This window comes from Scandinavium sp. UTDF21-P1B, assembly GCF_040750395.1.
Taxonomy (GTDB): domain Bacteria; phylum Pseudomonadota; class Gammaproteobacteria; order Enterobacterales; family Enterobacteriaceae; genus Scandinavium.
Genome location: NZ_JBFLVD010000010.1, coordinates 1 through 17,302 on the forward strand (window position 1 = coordinate 1; position 17,302 = coordinate 17,302).

Sequence of the window (17,302 nt, forward strand, 5' to 3'; positions counted from 1 at the left end):
TCTAATACTGGGGGCAGGTCACTTAGTTGGCTCGATGCTGGTACCTTGCTTGCTGAGTCGATAAGCCTCACTGGATGCATCTTCTGCAACGACAATCATGCTGCCATGCTCTTGACTTGTTTGGGCCAGCATTAAGTTCCACAAGTGTAAGCCGCATTCTTTCGACGCCAACGGGAATAGTCTGGCATAGCTTGCAAGGAATGCAGCCTTATCGAAGGGTTCCTGTGGAAGTTTGGCCACCGCATAGTGACTGCGAAGAAGCGCTTGACTACCGCAGTATAACTCCCAATGATAATGGTCTATAAAGGCAACGGTGAACGCATCCTGGGCTTTGGAGTCATGCAATTCCTTCAGTCGTCCAAGGCCATAAATGTACTGACTATTTGCTATAATACCGACGCCTGAGGCCGCCATCTGCAAAACTTTCCTAACCCATCGTGGTTCACGAAAAGGAACCGGCTCAGCAAATTTCGCTAGGAACTCCACTGACTCATTGTCTGGATCGACAAGAATGAGTTGGCCAATACCTTTCGCTCCCTCATACATGAGGGACGAAACAAGGTTCAAGGCATTGAAAAGATCGGTATTAATGTATCGCCGTTCGATCGAAAGACCTGGCGTGTGCAGGAAGTTTTTTGCAGCAATCCGTACAATTTCTTCGGCATCTCTCATGCTGTCATGGGTAAATCGCCCTGGGTCTGGGCTATGTAACTCTTCGGTAGCCTCATGAAGAACCGCATATATTGCTGCATGTATAAGGCTACGAAATCCATGCCCTTGTTTACCTTCGTCAGCATGCATGGGTGGTAATGGAGGGAATTGAACGAGAGTGTCGTTTGGAATCTGTATGATCGGAGTTACATAATAATCGCCTATCTGCCTTACTTCTCCACAAAATGAAGTTACATCATATTCAGTATCATAACTTTCAAGTGCCTTACTAACTGATGTTCGCACTGAGTCACGACGCATCCACTCCGGTTTGTCGCGCATGCTCGGTTCATCGCTAAAAAATATGTTTTGTAACCGATGGCTCTGGTAAGTCGAATCAATTGAATCCAGCAATTCGTTAAATAAAGATAGATGCCATTTACCATCTTCAGGCTCTATACATACCGGATTAGCATTTGTGCAGTCAGGACTACAAGCACCAACAAGGAGAACTTCTGCATCAATGGGAGCACCCAATTTTTTTAGTACCTCTCGAGCCAGAATCTGAATGGAAATTCTGTAACTTTCTTGGTATCCCCACATAAAAAGATAAATGCTGCCACCTGCCACCTGCCACCTGCCACCTGCCACCTGCCACCTGCCACCTGCCACCTGCCACCTGCCACCTGCCACCTGCCACCTTAATCCCTCCTACCTACTGTTTTCTGAACTCAAAGACAGATTAAATCGATTTGTCTCACCATTTATTCCACTTATTAATTGCGGCTTCGATAAATTCTACAGCATCAGCTTTCTTCCATGAGGTATGCGTATTCTCCCTGAACAAATAATGCTGTTCATTTGCACATACTAGCTTATCCATATTGGCTTCTTTTTGAATCCAATTAATGATATTGACGAAAGTATCAGCATAACTGATTCCAAGTTTCTCGTTAGGTACATTGTATAGCAATCCTTCAAGGAAATACGAAGGTACTATTCCAACTTGCAAATTTCCATCTTCCACGAGTTTGCTACGTAGATTCTTCATTACACGAACCATCGGCTTTAGCCATTTATTGCTAGTCTGATGTTTAAGGGTTAGGTTTTCCGAATGCTGGCTGGGGTAATTGACAATTTTCTCACCAGCCCCATTAAAAAAACATATACCCGCATTGTATTCTGAGTTATCAACCCCTTTAAATTTACGATAACGACGGTACTGCATTGATGCAATAACATCGGCTTTGCGCCGATTTCCATTTCCCGCTACAGCGATGGCCTTATCTCCAGGATTCACATCGACCCCGAAGTAGTCTGTGAGGGTTTTAAGTACATCTTTCTTATATTGAGCATATGAGTAAGTTGCGGGAATAAATGCGCGGTTGTAGGCCTCTTTGTCTTCTGGCGAAAGCTGAGTGATATCACTGTAATAGACATCATCAAGGCGTATGACCACGTCAACATCACTTTCAGCATAGATATTAGTATCGTTTCCATAGGAACCCTGAAGGAATATTTTAAAATTTTTCCCGTAATACCCAGTACCTGTGCTTTCTAACGCACTCTTTATTGTGTTATAAGTTGAGGCAGACTGCGTGATAGATCCTTGGTGAGACCATGTATCGAGTTGTGATTCAGGTATCCCCATATTATTTCACCTCTCTCATATCAGAAATTCCTTTAATTGCGCTTCGCGAACAGCAAAAGATTCTCTACCACGTTGTCGAAGGATATTCAATTTATCTAAGTTGTACTCCAGCAAATCTGTCGCCATTTCAGGACGCTCGAATGTGTCGCTGATTCGTATCGTCGGAATATCTTTGAACAGAATGTCACGTAGCTGATCCATCGATTGTGTGTTGATCTCAAGGGTCTTCTGAAGTAGCTGAACAGCAAGCCATTTCTTGGCTATTCGCATCAGTAACCTTGGTTTGGGTTCTGGGTAGATGCCAACACCTACATTTACAACCCTAATGTTTTCGTGATCTTTTTTCAATGAAACAGTGGCGTCAGCAATTGCAAACAAAGTAGGGTTATTTGCACAGTAGCCCCCATCGATTAGCTCTACGTTATCGCCTGCCGCAGTAACTATCACTTTTCGTTCAAAGAACGGATACGCGGAACAAGACGCTTGTACTGCATCTGCAATGCTGACCCCAAATCCGGGGCTAAAGGTACCCTTGCGTCCGTGGGCCTGCGCAACACTACCTTTGAAGATCATCGGTCGCTCAGTCATCCAGCGAGTGGCGACGATTCCAATACCCGTCAGTACGTCATCGAAAGTTTTATCTTCAAAGACATCTTTTGCTAAGTCTTGGAGAGCTCTTGTTCTCGCTGCTGCCGACCGGCTGGACATAACTCGCGGAACATGCGCTGTGTATAGTGCGTGTATTTGATCTACTTCGTATCCAAGAGCTATAAGGGCAGCAATAATCGCCCCTGTGCTGGTACCGAATACAAGATCAAACCTCTTATACAACGGGCACCCAAGCATGGCTTCAATCTCTTTAAGAACACCCAAAGTATAGAAGCCCTTAGCCCCACCACCATCAAGTGCAAGAACACGACATAAATTGTCGTTGGCATACTCAGTAATCAGTGATGATGGTGAGGCGGAGTAACTCATTGCTTTTTATTTCCTTGTTCTCGACTTTTGGATTCAATTAATAACAAACCTATCTATCGGCTATAGTCCAATTTAGCAAGGATTTACCTTACAAGGTCTGCAAGATTACGCCACACTTCAACATAGTAACATTACGTGGCATCATTTTGGGTGACCCTGACCCGAAATCCTGCACCATTCAGAATGCCGGCATGATCTACACTCCCTGAACGGAGGTGGCGCCGATGAAAAAATTACGATTTACCGAAGAACTGATTATTTTTGCCCTGAAGCAGGCTGAACTGGGGGCTTCCGTGCCGGACGTCTGTCTCAAACTGGGTGTTTCTGATGCCACGTTCTATCTGTGGCCGACGACGACAGCGCACTGCGATTGCGCATCCGTGAAATCATCGAAACCCGGGTCCACTATGGTTACCGCAGGGTTCACGTCATGCTCAGGCGGGAGGGCTGGCGGGATAATCATAAACGCATTTACCGGCTCTACAGCGAACAGGGCCTGTCCCTGCGTCTCAAACGCCCACGCCGGAATAAATCGGCATAGCGGATACAGCCCCAGCCTCAGGGGCTGTATCCGAATCATGTCTGGGGTATGGACTTTGTCTCTGATGCCTTATTTGACGGGCGTCGGTTGCGCCTGCTCACAGTCATTGACCTCTACACGCGCGAATGTCTGGGAATTTGCGTGGGCCAGAATCTGCGATCAACAGAAGTCGCAAAGATGCTGAACAGCATTGAGCTCAGACGCCCCTTACCACAGTTACTGAAAACCGATAACGGCTCTGAATTTGCAGGGAAAATGCTGGATAAGTGGGTGTATGAACGTGGGATCCGTATAGACTTCTCACAGCCGGGAACCCCAACGGACAATGCCACGGTGGAGTCGTTCAATGGCAGGCTGCGGCAGGAATGTCTGCTTCGGGTTCTAAAGTAGACTCGGAAGGATGCTCGGCGATGAGTTATATCGTCGTGGTCCAGTAGAAGCAATTGATTTTTATTTGAATGCTGTCATCCATGAGTCTAGTTTATCAGCCCAGTCTTGCATCATAACCTTTCGCTCATCAAGATAAGTTGCATGGTTGTATGTGCGACGAACATTGTTGGTATCAGCGTGCGCAAGTTGGGCCTCAATAGCATCAGGTCGATAGCCCAATTCGTTTAAACGCGTACTTCCTGTAGTTCTTGTAGCGTGGGGGCTATAAATGCCACTCCAGCCGAGGCTTTTAAGTAGCTGGCGCAGGGAGTGCGATGTCATTGGACCTTTCGGATTATCCCTGCCCGGAAAAAGGTGCTGTCGATGCCCGGTTAATCCCTGTAGCGTTCTGAGCATGTTGACGGCTTGGGAGGGGAGGGGAATAACATGTTCTCTGCGGGCTTTCATCCGCGCTGCCGGAATGGTCCACAGGGCGTTATCAAGATCGAATTCTGTCCATTCAGCTTCGGTGGCTTCTGCAGGACGCGCTAATGTCCACCACATGAGCCACATGCAATAGTTAACCTGGTATGAGCCACGACTGTTATCAAAACAGCTTAATAGCTTCCCGATTTGCTGTGGGTTTAATGCCTGTTTGTGCTGTGTCTTATTTGCCGGAATCGCCTTACGCACTGGCCAGACAGGATCGCTATCTGCTCTGAGCGTCGCCACCGCCAGTTCAAAAACGGATGAAATGGTGCGGCGGGCTTCAGCGGCAACGGTCGGAGCGCCGCGCTTAGCCGTTTCCTGAAGAATTTTAAGAATGTGGTGCGGGGTGATTTCCCTGATAGGAAGTTTGCCGATGGCGGGGAAAACTACACGCTCAAGCATATCAAGGCGGCGAGTTTTGGTGATTTCGGCCCAGTCTTTCATCTGCAACCACTCTTTGGCGATCAGCTCAAAGGTGTTGGATGCGTCATTGACCTTGCGAATCTTATCTAACTGGCGAGCCTGTGTCGGGCTAACTCCATTCGCGACTTGTTTACGCGCTTGCTCACATTTCTCGCGAGCTTCGGCAAGTTTGACCGTCGGATACTCACCCAACGCGAACATGCTGGATTTGCCGTTGAGTTTAAACCGATAGCGCCATGCCTTTTTGCCGTTGGGTTTCACTTCGAGGTAAAGACCATTGAAGTCATTGAGTCGATAAAGTTTTTCTTTCGGCTTAGCAGTGCGGCATTGCGTATCAGTGAGCATAGCGAGTCCTTGTTTATTTCTTATACCGCTATTGTACTCACTTAAAATGAAGATGGAAGAATGTTGTACTCATCAATGTACTCATTTTTGACAGCGTTTTTACGAGATGAGTTGAGACATTATGAAATGAAAAATCCACGCAATTGCGTGGATTTTATAGAGTTTTACCGTCGTTATGAGATTCAGTGAAACCTCATGAGTCAACAGATTTTATTTAGACGTTGAACAGGAAGTTCATCACGTCGCCGTCTTTTACGATGTAGTCTTTGCCTTCAGCGCGCATTTTGCCGGCTTCTTTCGCGCCTTGCTCACCTTTGTAGGTAATGAAGTCTTCGAAAGCGATAGTCTGTGCGCGGATAAAACCTTTCTCGAAGTCGGTGTGGATTTTACCGGCGGCCTGTGGGGCGGTCGCGCCGACAGGGATGGTCCACGCGCGCACTTCTTTCACGCCTGCGGTGAAGTAGGTTTGCAGATTCAGCAGTTCATAACCGGCGCGGATCACGCGGTTCAGACCCGGCTCTTCCAGACCCATTTCAGCCATGAATTCATCACGGTCGGCGTCGTCCAGCTCGGCGATATCGGACTCAACTGCTGCACATACGGCAACGACAACAGAACCTTCAGCCGCGGCGATTTCGCGCACTTTGTCGAGGTACGGGTTGTTTTCAAAACCGTCTTCGTTGACGTTGGCAATGTACATGGTTGGCTTCAGGGTCAGGAAGCTCAGGTATTTGATCGCGGCTTTGTCTTCGTCAGTCAGGTTTTTCAGCGCGCGCAGCATACCGGCATTTTCCAGCTGCGGCAGGCATTTTTCCAGTGCGGCCTGTTCGGCTTTGGCGTCTTTGTCGCCGCCTTTGGCTTTCTTCTGCACGCGGTGCAGAGCGCGTTCACAGGTATCGAGGTCGGAGAGCGCCAGCTCGGTATTGATAACGTCAATATCGTCTGCCGGGTCGACTTTGTTATTCACGTGGATGATGTTGTCGTTTTCAAAGCAGCGCACCACGTGGCCGATTGCTTCGGTTTCACGGATGTTGGTCAGGAACTGGTTGCCGAGGCCTTCACCTTTGGACGCGCCTTTCACCAGGCCGGCAATGTCGACGAATTCCATGGTGGTCGGCAGGATACGCTGCGGCTTAACGATCTCAGCCAGCGCATCGAGACGCGGATCGGGCATTGGCACGACACCGGTGTTCGGCTCGATGGTACAGAACGGGAAGTTAGCCGCTTCAATACCGGCTTTGGTGAGCGCGTTGAACAGGGTGGATTTGCCGACGTTAGGCAGACCGACGATACCGCATTTAAATCCCATGATGTAAATCACCTTAATCTTTGATAATCAACCTGTTGCGTTGAACAGATTGCAGAAAAGTAAACAACTTTGCCTATTATACACGGCGCGGGGCAAAATTGCCGCTCGTCGGGCGTTATTGTGCTTTAAAAGCGTGTAAGCGGTTGGTCGCTTTAGTCAGGCCGTCTTTCAGCCACACTTCGGTACAACGTACCGCTTCGTCAACCGCTTCGTCTATCAGCTTCTGTTCCGACAGCGGAGGCTTGCCCAGCACGAAGCCGACAACTTTGTTTTTATCGCCCGGATGGCCGATTCCCACGCGTAAGCGGTGAAAATTCGGGTTATTGCCGAGCTTGCTGATGATGTCCTTCAGGCCGTTATGGCCGCCGTGGCCGCCGCCGAGTTTAAACTTCGCGACGCCCGGTGGCAGATCGAGTTCGTCGTGTGCGACCAGAATCTCATCTGGCGCGATACGGAAGAATGTGGCCATGGCTGCCACGGCTTTGCCGCTGAGATTCATAAAAGTCGTCGGTACCAGCAGACGCACATCTTCGCCTGCCACGTTAATGCGTGAGGTATAGCCGAAGAACTTGCTCTCTTCGCGCAGCGGGGCGCGGAAACGATCGGCCAGTAAATCCACATACCAGGCCCCGGCGTTATGACGGGTCGCGGCATATTCCGCCCCCGGATTGGCGAGGCCGACAATCAGTTTAATCGTCACGTTTTTGTCCTGAGTGAGTCGATAGCTGGCGCGTAGTGTACTGTAATCGCGGCGGCAGACAAAATTCTGCAGGCCGAACGGCGCAGAGCGGATAGTCACCACCCTGAACCATTAGAATTGCATAGAGTTCAGCCGTTTATTTGTAAAGTTATGTTGCTTATATGTTCGCAATTGTGATCGCTGACGCACTCAATGGCGGGAGTGTTGTCTATACTTTACACACAAGGACCAGGGGTATTCCCTGTCAACCCAAAGTTCCGGAGGTGACATATGAAACGCAGAAACGCTTCGCGACTCGGTAACGTGCTCATGGGTTTAGGGTTAGTCGTCATGGTCGGGGGAGTCGGTTACTCTATTTTAAACCAGCTTCCACAACTTAACCTGCCGCAGTTTTTCGCGCATGGCGCGGTGCTGAGTATTTTCCTCGGTGCCGTTCTCTGGCTGGCGGGCGCCCGCGTTAGCGGTCATGAGCAGGTAAGCGACAGATACTGGTGGGTGCGCCATTACGACAAGCGCTGTCGTCGCGACAGTCACCGGCATAGCTAAGATTCACAGAACGGCTCCCGTGGGAGCCGTTTTCATTTACTGCCCGGATGAACCCAGGGAAGGGCGTAGATACATACCCACTGCTTTACTGTGATACGTCACGTTGTGCTCAAACCGAAAGCCAAAACGTTCAGCCAGATGAATGGAACGCTGATTTTCCTCATCAATGATACAGCACAGCGGCATGTTCAGATTCCTGTCAGCCCATTGCAGCATCGCGTCCAGCGCTTCGGAGGCATAGCCTTTGCCGTGTACTTCTGGCGTGAGCGCCCAGCCGGCTTCCGGAAACGCCAGGGCAGGCGTCAGATCTCGCTTCGCGTCCTGTAGCCCAAACGAGCCGATGTAACGGTCGGACTGTTTCTCAAACACGGCCCAGTATCCATACCCGAGCGCCTGCCAGTGACCGATATAGCGTAGAAGTCGGTTCCAGCTCGCTTCTGCACTTTGAGGCTCGCCACCGATAAACTTCACCACGCCAGGATCGGCCCAAAAGGCGGCCAGTGGAACAAAATCATCCACGGTAAACTGCCGTAAAACCAGGCGTTCAGTTTCCAGTCGGGGGGCTTGAGTGAGCATATCCATCCTTCGCGATCCTGTTTATTACGGCTGATGATTGCTGATATCGGCAAGCGCCGCATCACGATTCGGGTAAAACGATAAACGTCCTGCAATGGGCTGTACTCCCGCGCGGGCAAGAGTGCGTAGTGGCTGGAATTCAAGGTTCGATACGCGCAGTTCACAGCCATCCGGCAGACGACTGACGAAGCGCTGAAAAGCTTCCAAACCACCTGCATCCAGCACCGGAACCGCATCCCACTTCAGCACCACGATGCGTTTCCCTTCAATGCGCGACTGCAAATCGAGGAACACGCTTTCGGCTGCGGCGAAAAACAGAGGACCGATCACCCGAATCACCAGCACGTCGTCCGGCACCGTCACGTTCACCGGTGCGAGATGGGTCATTCTGGCGATTCGACGCATAAACAGCAGCGACGCCAGCACAATACCGACGCTGATGGCGATGACCATGTCAAACAGCACCGTCAGCGACATGCAGATAAGCATCACCACGATGTCGTCTACTGGCGCACGGCGCAGCAGATTGATGACCTTGTGCGCCTCGCTCATGTTCCACGCTACCATCAGCAGCAGCGCGGCCATTGCTGAAAGCGGCAGCCAGGAGAGCAGTGGCGCCAGCACCAGTAGCGCCATGATCACCAGCACGGCGTGCAGGACGGCTGAGACAGGTGAAGTGGCTCCGGCACGCACGTTGGCGGCTGAACGCGCAATGGCCGCGGTGGCGGTAATACCGCCAAAGAACGGCGCAATCATGTTGCCGAGGCCCTGGCCAATCAGCTCGTTATTGGCTTTATGGCGCGTGCCCGTCATGCCGTCCAGCACCACGGCGCACAGTAAAGACTCAATCGCGCCAAGCATCGCCATGGAAAATGCCGCAGGCAGCAGCGCCTGCAAGGAATCCCAGCTGAGCGTAAAGCCTGAGTCCGGCATGTTCCATGGCAAGACCAACTGAGGCAAAAGTTGCGGAATGCCGTTGCCCTGAGTGCCGTCGCTGAGTACATAGTGGAATTGCGAACCAATAGTGGCAACATCTCCACCGAGCAAATTGACCACGCCCATTACCGCACAGCCTGCCAGCAGGGCAGGCAGGTGACCCGGTAAGCGCAAACCCAGACGGGGCCAGAAAATCAGAATGCCCAGCGTGACGATGCCAATGGCGGCATCGCCAGGATTCAGGCCCGGCAAAGCCATCACCAGCGCGCCGACTTTCTGCCAGAAATGTTCCGGCATATGCGCAATTTGCAGGCCAAAGAAGTCTTTGATCTGCATGGTGGCGATGGTGATGCCGATCCCGGAGGTGAAGCCGAGGGTGACGGAGATCGGGATGTACTCAATCAGGCGACCGAAGCGGGCTAAGCCGAATAACACCAGAAAGACGCCGGACATCAGCGTTGCCACCAACAGACCCGCCAGACCGAACTGCTGAGAAACCGGATAAAGAATGACGACAAAGGCGGCGGTGGGGCCGGACACGCTGTAGCGAGATCCCCCCGCCAGCGCAATCACAATCCCGGCTACGGCAGAGGTATAGAGGCCATATTGCGGTGCCACGCCGCTGCCGATGGCCAGCGCCATCGCCAGCGGAATGGCGATGATCCCGACGGTGATGCCGGCGATCAGGTCGCGGGTAAAGCGGCTGAGGGTGTATTTTTCTTTCCAGCAGGCGTCGATAAGAGCGCGAAACGGCATGATATCTGCGAGTGTTGATCTGTTCACAGTGAGCTTCATCCCTATGCGCATCATTTGTCGAATGGATGGCAAATGAAGGAGGCATTAGTCATACAAAACGGTTAATAACATAAAAAAACCCGCCGCAGCGGGTTTCTTGTACCGGGTTCAATCAGTGTTCGAACATGGCAGAGATGGATTCTTCGTTGCTGATACGACGAATCGCTTCCGCCAGCATGCCTGACAGGGTCAGAGTACGGACGTTTGGCAGCGCTTTGATTTCATCCGACAGCGGGATGGTATCGCAAACGATCACTTCATCAATGACGGAGTTACGCAGGTTGCTTGCCGCGTTGCCGGAGAAGATTGGGTGAGTGGCGTAAGCAAATACGCGTTTTGCACCACGCTCTTTCAGGGCTTCGGCGGCTTTGCACAGAGTGCCGCCGGTGTCGATCATGTCGTCAACCAGCACGCAGTCACGGCCAGCGACGTCACCGATGATATGCATCACCTGAGAGACGTTAGCGCGCGGACGACGTTTGTCGATGATCGCCATGTCGGTATCGTTGAGCAGCTTGGCGATAGCACGGGCACGCACCACGCCGCCGATGTCCGGAGAAACCACGATTGGGTTCTCCAGCTTCAGCTGCAGCATGTCTTCGAGCAGGATTGGGCTGCCGAATACGTTGTCTACCGGTACGTCGAAGAAGCCCTGAATCTGTTCAGCATGCAGGTCTACGGTCAATACGCGGTCAACGCCGACGCTGGACAGGAAGTCCGCGACAACTTTGGCAGTGATTGGCACACGAGCGGAACGTACGCGACGATCCTGACGGGCATAACCAAAGTAAGGGATAACGGCGGTGATACGGCCTGCGGAAGCACGGCGCAGGGCATCGACCATGACAACCAATTCCATCAGATTGTCGTTGGTTGGGGCACAAGTGGACTGGATGATGAAAATATCACCACCGCGTACGTTTTCGTTAATTTGTACGCTGACTTCACCGTCGCTAAAACGACCTACGGCGGCGTCGCCAAGAGAAGTGTACAGGCGGTTGGCAATACGTTGTGCTAGTTCCGGGGTAGCGTTACCAGCAAAAAGCTTCATATCAGGCACGAGAAGAACCTCAGGCATGCGTCCAGTGGTGGATGAATGGGCCAAAAACTGTGCGGGCCAGGCGCATTTCATCCAGGCGGTGTATTAATGAGCACGATGCAACGTCTGGAACGGGGTGACGTTGTCACCGAAACTCAGTCTGCTCCTTCGATGGTGTGCATTAACGGTGAAACGTTCACACCGCGGGCGATAAAGCCCTGCAGCCATTCCGGGGCTTGCTCAAGCACCTGGCGGGCAGCGGATTCGGTGTCAAATTCAGCAAACACACAGGCCCCTGTGCCAGTCAGGCGCGACGGGGCGTATTCTAACAGCCAGGAAAGCGCGGCATCAACCTTACGAAATCGTTTTCTTGCGATAACCTCGCAATCGTTGCTGAATTCACATTTTAGTAACGTTTCAATTGACCTGCGCGGTGAATTTCTGGGCAATTCCGGATCGTTAAAGATAACCGGGGTAGGAATGCTCTCGCCCGGATGCGCCACCAGGTACCATTTTTCCGGCACCGTGACCGGCGTGAGCAGCTCGCCAACGCCTTCAGCAAAGGCGGCATGGCCCCGCACAAACACCGGCACGTCCGCGCCTAGCGTCAGACCAAGCACCGCAAGTTCATCGGCGGAAAGCCCGCAGCGCCATAGATGATTTAATGCAACCAACACCGTTGCGGCATTCGATGAGCCACCGCCCAGCCCGCCGCCCATCGGCAAACGTTTATCGATGCTGATATCTGCGCCCACGCCTTCCGCCAGACGCCCGCTGTCTGCCGCCGCTTTCATCAGCAGGCGCGCGGCCCGCACGATCAGATTTTGTTCGTCAGGTACGCCCTCAACGGGCGTTAGCAGCCGAATATCACCATCGTTGCGCACATCAATGGTTATTGTGTCGCCATAATCCAGAAACTGGAACAGCGTCTGCAACGTGTGATAGCCATCGGCACGCTGGCCGGTGATATAGAGAAAAAGGTTCAGCTTCGCCGGGGAGGGCCAACGGGTGCTCATTTAACGATCCAGCTATCCATTTTGAGTTTGATGCGCTCGCTGCCTTCGGTCAGCTCCATGTTTGACGGCAGGGAGGGTTTGCTGTTGCTGTCGTAGCCGCTGTACACCACCTTCCAGGTTTTACCGTTCTGGGTATAGTTCAGCTCGCTCAGGCGCGCCTGATCGTCAAGCTTATAGTCGGTGGCATCGCCCGGCAGGCCGAGGATCCACTGGCGCAGGCTGTTGAGCGGAATCGGCATCCCGGTGAGTTTGCCAATCATCTCTTCGGCATCGGTTGAGGTGTAGGACTGGCCTTTGTTATCAATCAGCGTCACGCTGCCCGGGCTCGCGGTAAGCGAAAGCTCGGTGCTGCCCAGCGGGTTGGTGAGCAGAAGACGGTAGTTATCTTTGCCGGTTTGCTGCCAAAAGAAGCGGGCATACACTTTCTGCTCATCGTTCAGGAAGGCGAACGCGCCACGGGTCTGATACTGGCTGAGCTGACGCACTTCCTGCTGATGCTGCTGCCACTGTGGGGAGTCCGGGCTTTTACCCGGGCCTTTCGGCGCATTAATGGAGCAGGCGGAAAGAACCAGCGCTGCCAGCGGCATCAGGCGTAAAACAGAGGTCAGCTTCATTGAAAATCCTTGAGTTGCGTTGCAGTTATCACCGTCAATGCTAGCGCCGCTTGCGGGCAGCGTCTACGTTCAAGTTGTCCCAAATCATAATATTACCGATTACTCCGAAAGGGGGCCGTCTCTTTTATTGACCTTGCGCATCCTGTATGATGCGCTCAGACTAACCTTATCAACGCTGGTACTACTCCTGCATTCATGACGCTCCTGGCACTAGGCATTAACCACAAAACCGCACCGGTTGCGCTGCGAGAACGCGTTGCGTTTTCGCCCGATACGCTCGATCTGGCGCTGGAAAGTCTTCTGTCCCAGCCGATGGTGCAGGGCGGTGTGGTGCTGTCGACGTGTAACCGCACGGAGCTTTACCTCAGCGTTGAAGAACAGGAAAACCTGCAGGAATCGCTCATCCGCTGGCTGTGCGATTATCATCAGCTGAATGAAGAGGACCTGCGCCAGAGCCTCTACTGGCACCAGGATAATGACGCGGTCAGCCATCTGATGCGCGTGGCGAGCGGCCTGGATTCCTTGATTCTGGGCGAACCGCAGATCCTCGGACAGGTCAAAAAAGCTTTTGCCGATTCCAGCCGCGGCCATCTTAACGTCAGCGAGCTGGAACGCATGTTCCAGAAATCCTTCTCCGTCGCCAAGCGCGTGCGCACGGAAACCGATATCGGCGCCAGCGCCGTGTCCGTTGCTTTTGCTGCCTGTACTCTGGCGCGTCAAATCTTTGAATCCCTGTCGTCGGTGACCGTATTACTGGTGGGCGCCGGGGAAACTATCGAGCTGGTTGCACGTCATCTGCGTGAACATCGGGTCAAAAAAATGCTGATCGCTAACCGAACCCGCGAACGTGCACAGGTGCTTGCCGACGAAGTGGGCGCGGAGGTTATTGCGCTGAGCGACGTCGATGAGCGCCTGAAAGAGGCCGATATTATCATCAGCTCCACCGCCAGCCCGCTGCCGATTATCGGCAAAGGCATGGTCGAGCGCGCCCTGAAAGCGCGCCGCAATCAGCCGATGCTGCTGGTGGATATCGCCGTGCCGCGCGACGTGGAACCGGAAGTCGGCAAGCTTGCCAACGCCTATCTCTACAGCGTGGACGATCTGCAAAACATCATTCAGCACAACCTGGCGCAGCGCAAAGCCGCCGCTCAGCAGGCTGAAACGATCGTCGAGCAGGAAACCAGTGAGTTTATGGCCTGGCTGCGTGCGCAAAGCGTCAGCGAGACCATTCGTGAATACCGCTCGCAGGCCGATCTGGTGCGTGATGAGCTCACCAGCCGGGCGCTGGCCGCGTTACAGCAGGGCGGAGACGCCGAAGCCATTATGCAGGATCTGGCGCGTAAGCTGACCAACCGCCTGATCCACACGCCAACGAAATCACTTCAGCAGGCTGCCCGTGACGGGGACGATGAACGCCTGAATATTCTGCGCGACAGCCTCGGGCTGGAGTAGCGCTGCTCTCTCAAATTTTTATTACAGGGTGAATTCACGCCTATGAAGCCGTCTATTGTTGCCAAACTGGAAGCGCTGCACGAGCGCCATGAAGAAGTCCAGGCGCTGCTGGGAGATGCCAGCACCATCGCCGACCAGGAGCGTTTTCGTGCCTTATCAAAAGAGTACGCGCAGCTGAGCGACGTGGCGAAATGTTTTACCGACTGGCAACAGGTGCAGGAAGACATTGAAACCGCGCAAATGATGCTGGACGACCCGGAAATGCGCGAAATGGCGCAGGAAGAGTTACAGGAAGCCAAAACCAAAGGCGAACATCTGGAACAGGAGCTTCAGGTCCTGCTGCTGCCAAAAGACCCGGACGACGAACGTAATGCGTTTGTAGAAGTGCGCGCAGGAACAGGCGGAGATGAAGCGGCGCTGTTTGCCGGGGATCTGTTCCGCATGTACACCCGCTATGCAGAATCTCGCCGCTGGCGCGTGGAGATCCTGAGCGCCAACGAAGGCGAACACGGTGGCTTTAAAGAAGTGATCGCCAAAATCAGCGGCGACGGTGTTTACGGTCGCCTGAAGTTTGAGTCCGGCGGTCATCGCGTGCAGCGCGTCCCGGCCACGGAATCGCAGGGTCGTATTCACACTTCTGCCTGTACCGTCGCGGTTATGCCGGAGCTACCTGAAGCGGAGATGCCGGACATCAACCCGGCCGATCTCCGTATTGATACCTTCCGCTCCTCCGGTGCGGGGGGCCAGCACGTAAACACCACCGATTCCGCCATTCGTATTACCCACCTGCCGACCGGCATTGTGGTGGAGTGCCAGGACGAACGTTCGCAGCATAAAAACAAAGCGAAAGCGCTCTCGGTACTGGGTTCACGTATCCGCGCGGCTGAAATCGCCAAGCGCCAGCAGGCGGAAGCCTCTGAGCGCCGCAACCTGCTCGGCAGCGGCGATCGCAGCGATCGTAACCGCACCTACAACTTCCCGCAGGGTCGCGTTACCGACCATCGCATCAACGTCACGCTGTACCGTCTTGATGAAGTGATGGAAGGCAAACTCGACATGCTAATCGAACCGATCGTCCAGGAATACCAGGCCGATCAGCTGGCGGCGCTGTCCGATCAGGAATGATGAATTTTAAGCAGTGGCTGATTCAGGCGATTGAGCGTCTCGCAAAAAGCGAAAGTCCGCGCCGCGATGCGGAGATTTTACTCGGCTTTGTGACGGGCAAAACGCGCACCTTCATTCTGGCGTTCGATGAAACGAACTTAACCGCTGAAGAGAGCGAGCGGCTGGAAGCGTTGCTGGCGCGCCGGGCGAGCGGTGAACCCGTTGCCCATCTGGTCGGCATGCGCGAGTTCTGGTCGCTGCCGCTGGAAGTTTCCGCGGCGACGCTTATCCCGCGTCCGGACACCGAATGTCTGGTGGAGCAGGCGCTGGCGCGTTTGCTTGATGCATCCTGCGAAATCCTGGATTTGGGCACCGGTACCGGCGCGATCGCGCTGGCGCTGGCGAGTGAACGGCCGGATTGCCGGGTAACGGCGGTGGATTTTGTGGCCGAAGCCGTGGCGCTGGCAAAACGCAATGCGTTAAGCCTGAATATCGACAATGTGACGATTACCCAAAGCAACTGGTTCAGCGCGCTCGAAGGGCAGACGTTTGGCATGATTGTCAGCAATCCGCCCTACATCGACGCTGAAGATCCGCATCTTGTCGAAGGCGACGTGCGCTTTGAGCCTCTGAGCGCGCTGGTGGCGCCTGATGAAGGGCTTGCCGATCTTGCGCATATTATCCGTGCAGGAAAGCGCTTTCTGCTGCCCGGCGGCTGGATGCTGCTGGAACATGGCTGGAAGCAGGGCGAGGCGGTTCGCGAGCTTTATCAGCAGGCCGGCTACGACGAGGTGGAAACCTGTCGTGACTACGGCGGAAACGAGCGTTTAACGGTCGGGAGACGGAATGCTGACTGAGAATCCGTTTAGCGTTATTATTAGCATCATTTTGAAGTCATCAGGTTGCCATTCAGCAACACGCAGTTGGGGTAGGTCATGAGGTCATTAGCGGATTTTGAATTTAACAAAGCACCTTTGTGCGACGGCATGATCCTCATCTCTGAACTGATTCGTGACGATTTCCAGGCTCAGTACGTGATTGACGAGCTGGAACAGCTGGTCAGCCTGGCGCAGGAGGAAATCAGCCCTTCCTGGACGGAAACCCGGCAGGTTGAACGTCTGATTGAGCTGTTCTACGGCGAGTGGGGCTTCAGCTCCGCGCACGGTATTTACCGTCTTTCTGACGCACTATGGCTCGATAAAGTGCTGAAAAACCGTGAAGGCAGTGCGGTCTCGCTCGGCGCTATCATGCTGTGGGTGGCCCGTCGTCTTTCAATTCCGATGATGCCGGTGATTTTCCCGACTCAGCTCCTGCTGCGAGCCGATGTTGAAACCGGCGAAATGTGGCTCATTAATCCTTTCACCGGCGATACCCTGGATGAGCACACGCTGGAAGTATGGCTGAAGGGTAATATCAGCCCGGTGGCCGAACTCTTTAACGAAGATCTGGATGAGGCGGATAACTCAGAAGTGATCCGCAAGCTGCTCGACACCCTGAAATCTGCCCTGATGGAAGAGCGGCAGATGGAGCTGGCGCTGCGCGTCAGTGAAGCGCTGCTGCAGTTTAATCCGGAAGACCCTTATGAAATCCGCGATCGCGGCCTGATCTACGCTCAGCTGGAGTGCGAACATGTAGCGCTCAGCGATCTGAGCTATTTCGTGGAGCAGTGCCCTGAAGATCCGATCAGCGAAATCATTCGCGCGCAGATCAACAGCATCGCGAGCAAACACATAACCTTGCATTAACCGGAAAGAATCCGATTAACCCC

Annotated in this window: 16 protein-coding genes and 2 pseudogenes; 7 read left to right on the forward strand and 11 right to left on the reverse strand. The window is 53.3% G+C overall.

The window, feature by feature from the left end; all coding sequences use genetic code 11:
* Positions 1 to 18: 18 nt before the first annotated feature.
* From AB1287_RS05605 to AB1287_RS05615, 3 genes are all read right to left on the reverse strand, one after another.
* Entirely contained in the window at positions 19 to 1,281 is a 1,263-nt protein-coding gene (locus AB1287_RS05605; RefSeq protein ID WP_435617204.1) for a hypothetical protein, read from the reverse strand.
* A 127-nt stretch (positions 1,282 to 1,408) separates the two neighbouring features.
* Entirely contained in the window at positions 1,409 to 2,302 is an 894-nt protein-coding gene (locus AB1287_RS05610; protein WP_435617205.1) for a nucleotidyltransferase, read from the reverse strand.
* A gap of 15 nt (positions 2,303 to 2,317) precedes the next feature.
* Positions 2,318 to 3,280 (reverse strand): patatin-like phospholipase family protein, encoded by a 963-nt coding sequence (locus AB1287_RS05615; protein ID WP_435617206.1) that lies wholly within the window; start codon positions 3,278 to 3,280, stop codon positions 2,318 to 2,320.
* A 224-nt stretch (positions 3,281 to 3,504) separates the two neighbouring features.
* Here AB1287_RS05615 and AB1287_RS22455 point away from each other — a divergent pair.
* Together AB1287_RS22455 and AB1287_RS05620 are read left to right on the forward strand one after the other, a co-directional pair.
* A pseudogene (locus AB1287_RS22455) lies at positions 3,505 to 3,627 on the forward strand (transposase); the annotation flags it as partial.
* A 5-nt stretch (positions 3,628 to 3,632) separates the two neighbouring features.
* Positions 3,633 to 4,193 (forward strand): annotated as a pseudogene (locus tag AB1287_RS05620) (IS3 family transposase); the annotation flags it as partial.
* Between the two features lie 78 nt (positions 4,194 to 4,271).
* Here the strand turns inward: AB1287_RS05620 and AB1287_RS05625 are convergent.
* The 3 genes from AB1287_RS05625 to pth all read right to left on the reverse strand — a co-directional run bounded on the left by AB1287_RS05625 (position 4,272) and on the right by pth (position 7,456).
* Positions 4,272 to 5,447: a tyrosine-type recombinase/integrase gene (locus AB1287_RS05625; protein WP_435617207.1), complete on the reverse strand. Its 1,176-nt coding sequence runs from the start codon at positions 5,445 to 5,447 to the stop codon at positions 4,272 to 4,274.
* Positions 5,448 to 5,661: 214 nt separating this feature from the next.
* Positions 5,662 to 6,756 carry a redox-regulated ATPase YchF gene (gene ychF, locus AB1287_RS05630; protein ID WP_312625814.1) on the reverse strand — a complete coding sequence of 365 codons (1,095 nt, stop codon included), beginning with the start codon at positions 6,754 to 6,756 and terminating at the stop codon, positions 5,662 to 5,664.
* A 115-nt stretch (positions 6,757 to 6,871) separates the two neighbouring features.
* Positions 6,872 to 7,456 (reverse strand): aminoacyl-tRNA hydrolase, encoded by a 585-nt coding sequence (gene pth / locus AB1287_RS05635; protein ID WP_312625981.1) that lies wholly within the window; start codon positions 7,454 to 7,456, stop codon positions 6,872 to 6,874.
* Positions 7,457 to 7,726: 270 nt separating this feature from the next.
* Here pth and ychH point away from each other — a divergent pair, with 270 nt between their 5' ends.
* A complete protein-coding gene (gene ychH, locus AB1287_RS05640) occupies positions 7,727 to 8,002 on the forward strand; it encodes a stress-induced protein YchH (RefSeq protein WP_312625813.1) in 276 nt (91 codons plus the stop codon).
* 36 nt (positions 8,003 to 8,038) lie between these two features.
* Here ychH and AB1287_RS05645 read toward each other — a convergent pair whose 3' ends face one another.
* The 5 genes from AB1287_RS05645 to lolB form a co-directional block, all read right to left on the reverse strand.
* The gene (locus AB1287_RS05645; protein WP_435617208.1) at positions 8,039 to 8,578 is read right to left on the reverse strand and encodes a GNAT family N-acetyltransferase; all 540 of its coding nucleotides are present in this window, start codon (positions 8,576 to 8,578) and stop codon (positions 8,039 to 8,041) included.
* Positions 8,579 to 8,602: 24 nt separating this feature from the next.
* Complete coding sequence (gene dauA / locus AB1287_RS05650) at positions 8,603 to 10,297, reverse strand: C4-dicarboxylic acid transporter DauA (RefSeq protein ID WP_435617209.1); 1,695 nt, start codon at positions 10,295 to 10,297, stop codon at positions 8,603 to 8,605.
* 124 nt (positions 10,298 to 10,421) lie between these two features.
* Entirely contained in the window at positions 10,422 to 11,369 is a 948-nt protein-coding gene (gene prs / locus AB1287_RS05655; RefSeq protein WP_097164424.1) for a ribose-phosphate diphosphokinase, read from the reverse strand.
* Between the two features lie 134 nt (positions 11,370 to 11,503).
* A complete protein-coding gene (gene ispE, locus AB1287_RS05660; RefSeq protein WP_312625809.1) occupies positions 11,504 to 12,364 on the reverse strand; it encodes a 4-(cytidine 5'-diphospho)-2-C-methyl-D-erythritol kinase in 861 nt (286 codons plus the stop codon).
* Positions 12,361 to 12,978 carry a lipoprotein insertase outer membrane protein LolB gene (gene lolB, locus AB1287_RS05665; protein ID WP_312625808.1) on the reverse strand — a complete coding sequence of 206 codons (618 nt, stop codon included), beginning with the start codon at positions 12,976 to 12,978 and terminating at the stop codon, positions 12,361 to 12,363. The genes ispE and lolB overlap by 4 nt, the downstream gene beginning before the upstream one ends.
* Positions 12,979 to 13,173: 195 nt before the next feature.
* Here lolB and hemA point away from each other — a divergent pair, with 195 nt between their 5' ends.
* From hemA to sirB1, 4 genes are all read left to right on the forward strand, one after another.
* Positions 13,174 to 14,430: a glutamyl-tRNA reductase gene (hemA, locus tag AB1287_RS05670; RefSeq protein ID WP_312625807.1), complete on the forward strand. Its 1,257-nt coding sequence runs from the start codon at positions 13,174 to 13,176 to the stop codon at positions 14,428 to 14,430.
* A 42-nt stretch (positions 14,431 to 14,472) separates the two neighbouring features.
* On the forward strand, positions 14,473 to 15,555 hold the full coding sequence (prfA, locus tag AB1287_RS05675; protein ID WP_435617210.1) for a peptide chain release factor 1: 1,083 nt from the start codon (positions 14,473 to 14,475) through the stop codon (positions 15,553 to 15,555).
* The gene (gene prmC / locus AB1287_RS05680; protein WP_435617296.1) at positions 15,555 to 16,391 is read left to right on the forward strand and encodes a peptide chain release factor N(5)-glutamine methyltransferase; all 837 of its coding nucleotides are present in this window, start codon (positions 15,555 to 15,557) and stop codon (positions 16,389 to 16,391) included. Before prfA ends, prmC begins: the two co-directional genes overlap by 1 nt.
* A 78-nt stretch (positions 16,392 to 16,469) precedes the next feature.
* Entirely contained in the window at positions 16,470 to 17,279 is an 810-nt protein-coding gene (gene sirB1, locus AB1287_RS05685) for an invasion regulator SirB1 (RefSeq protein ID WP_097164353.1), read from the forward strand.
* The last annotated feature ends 23 nt before the right edge of the window (positions 17,280 to 17,302 follow it).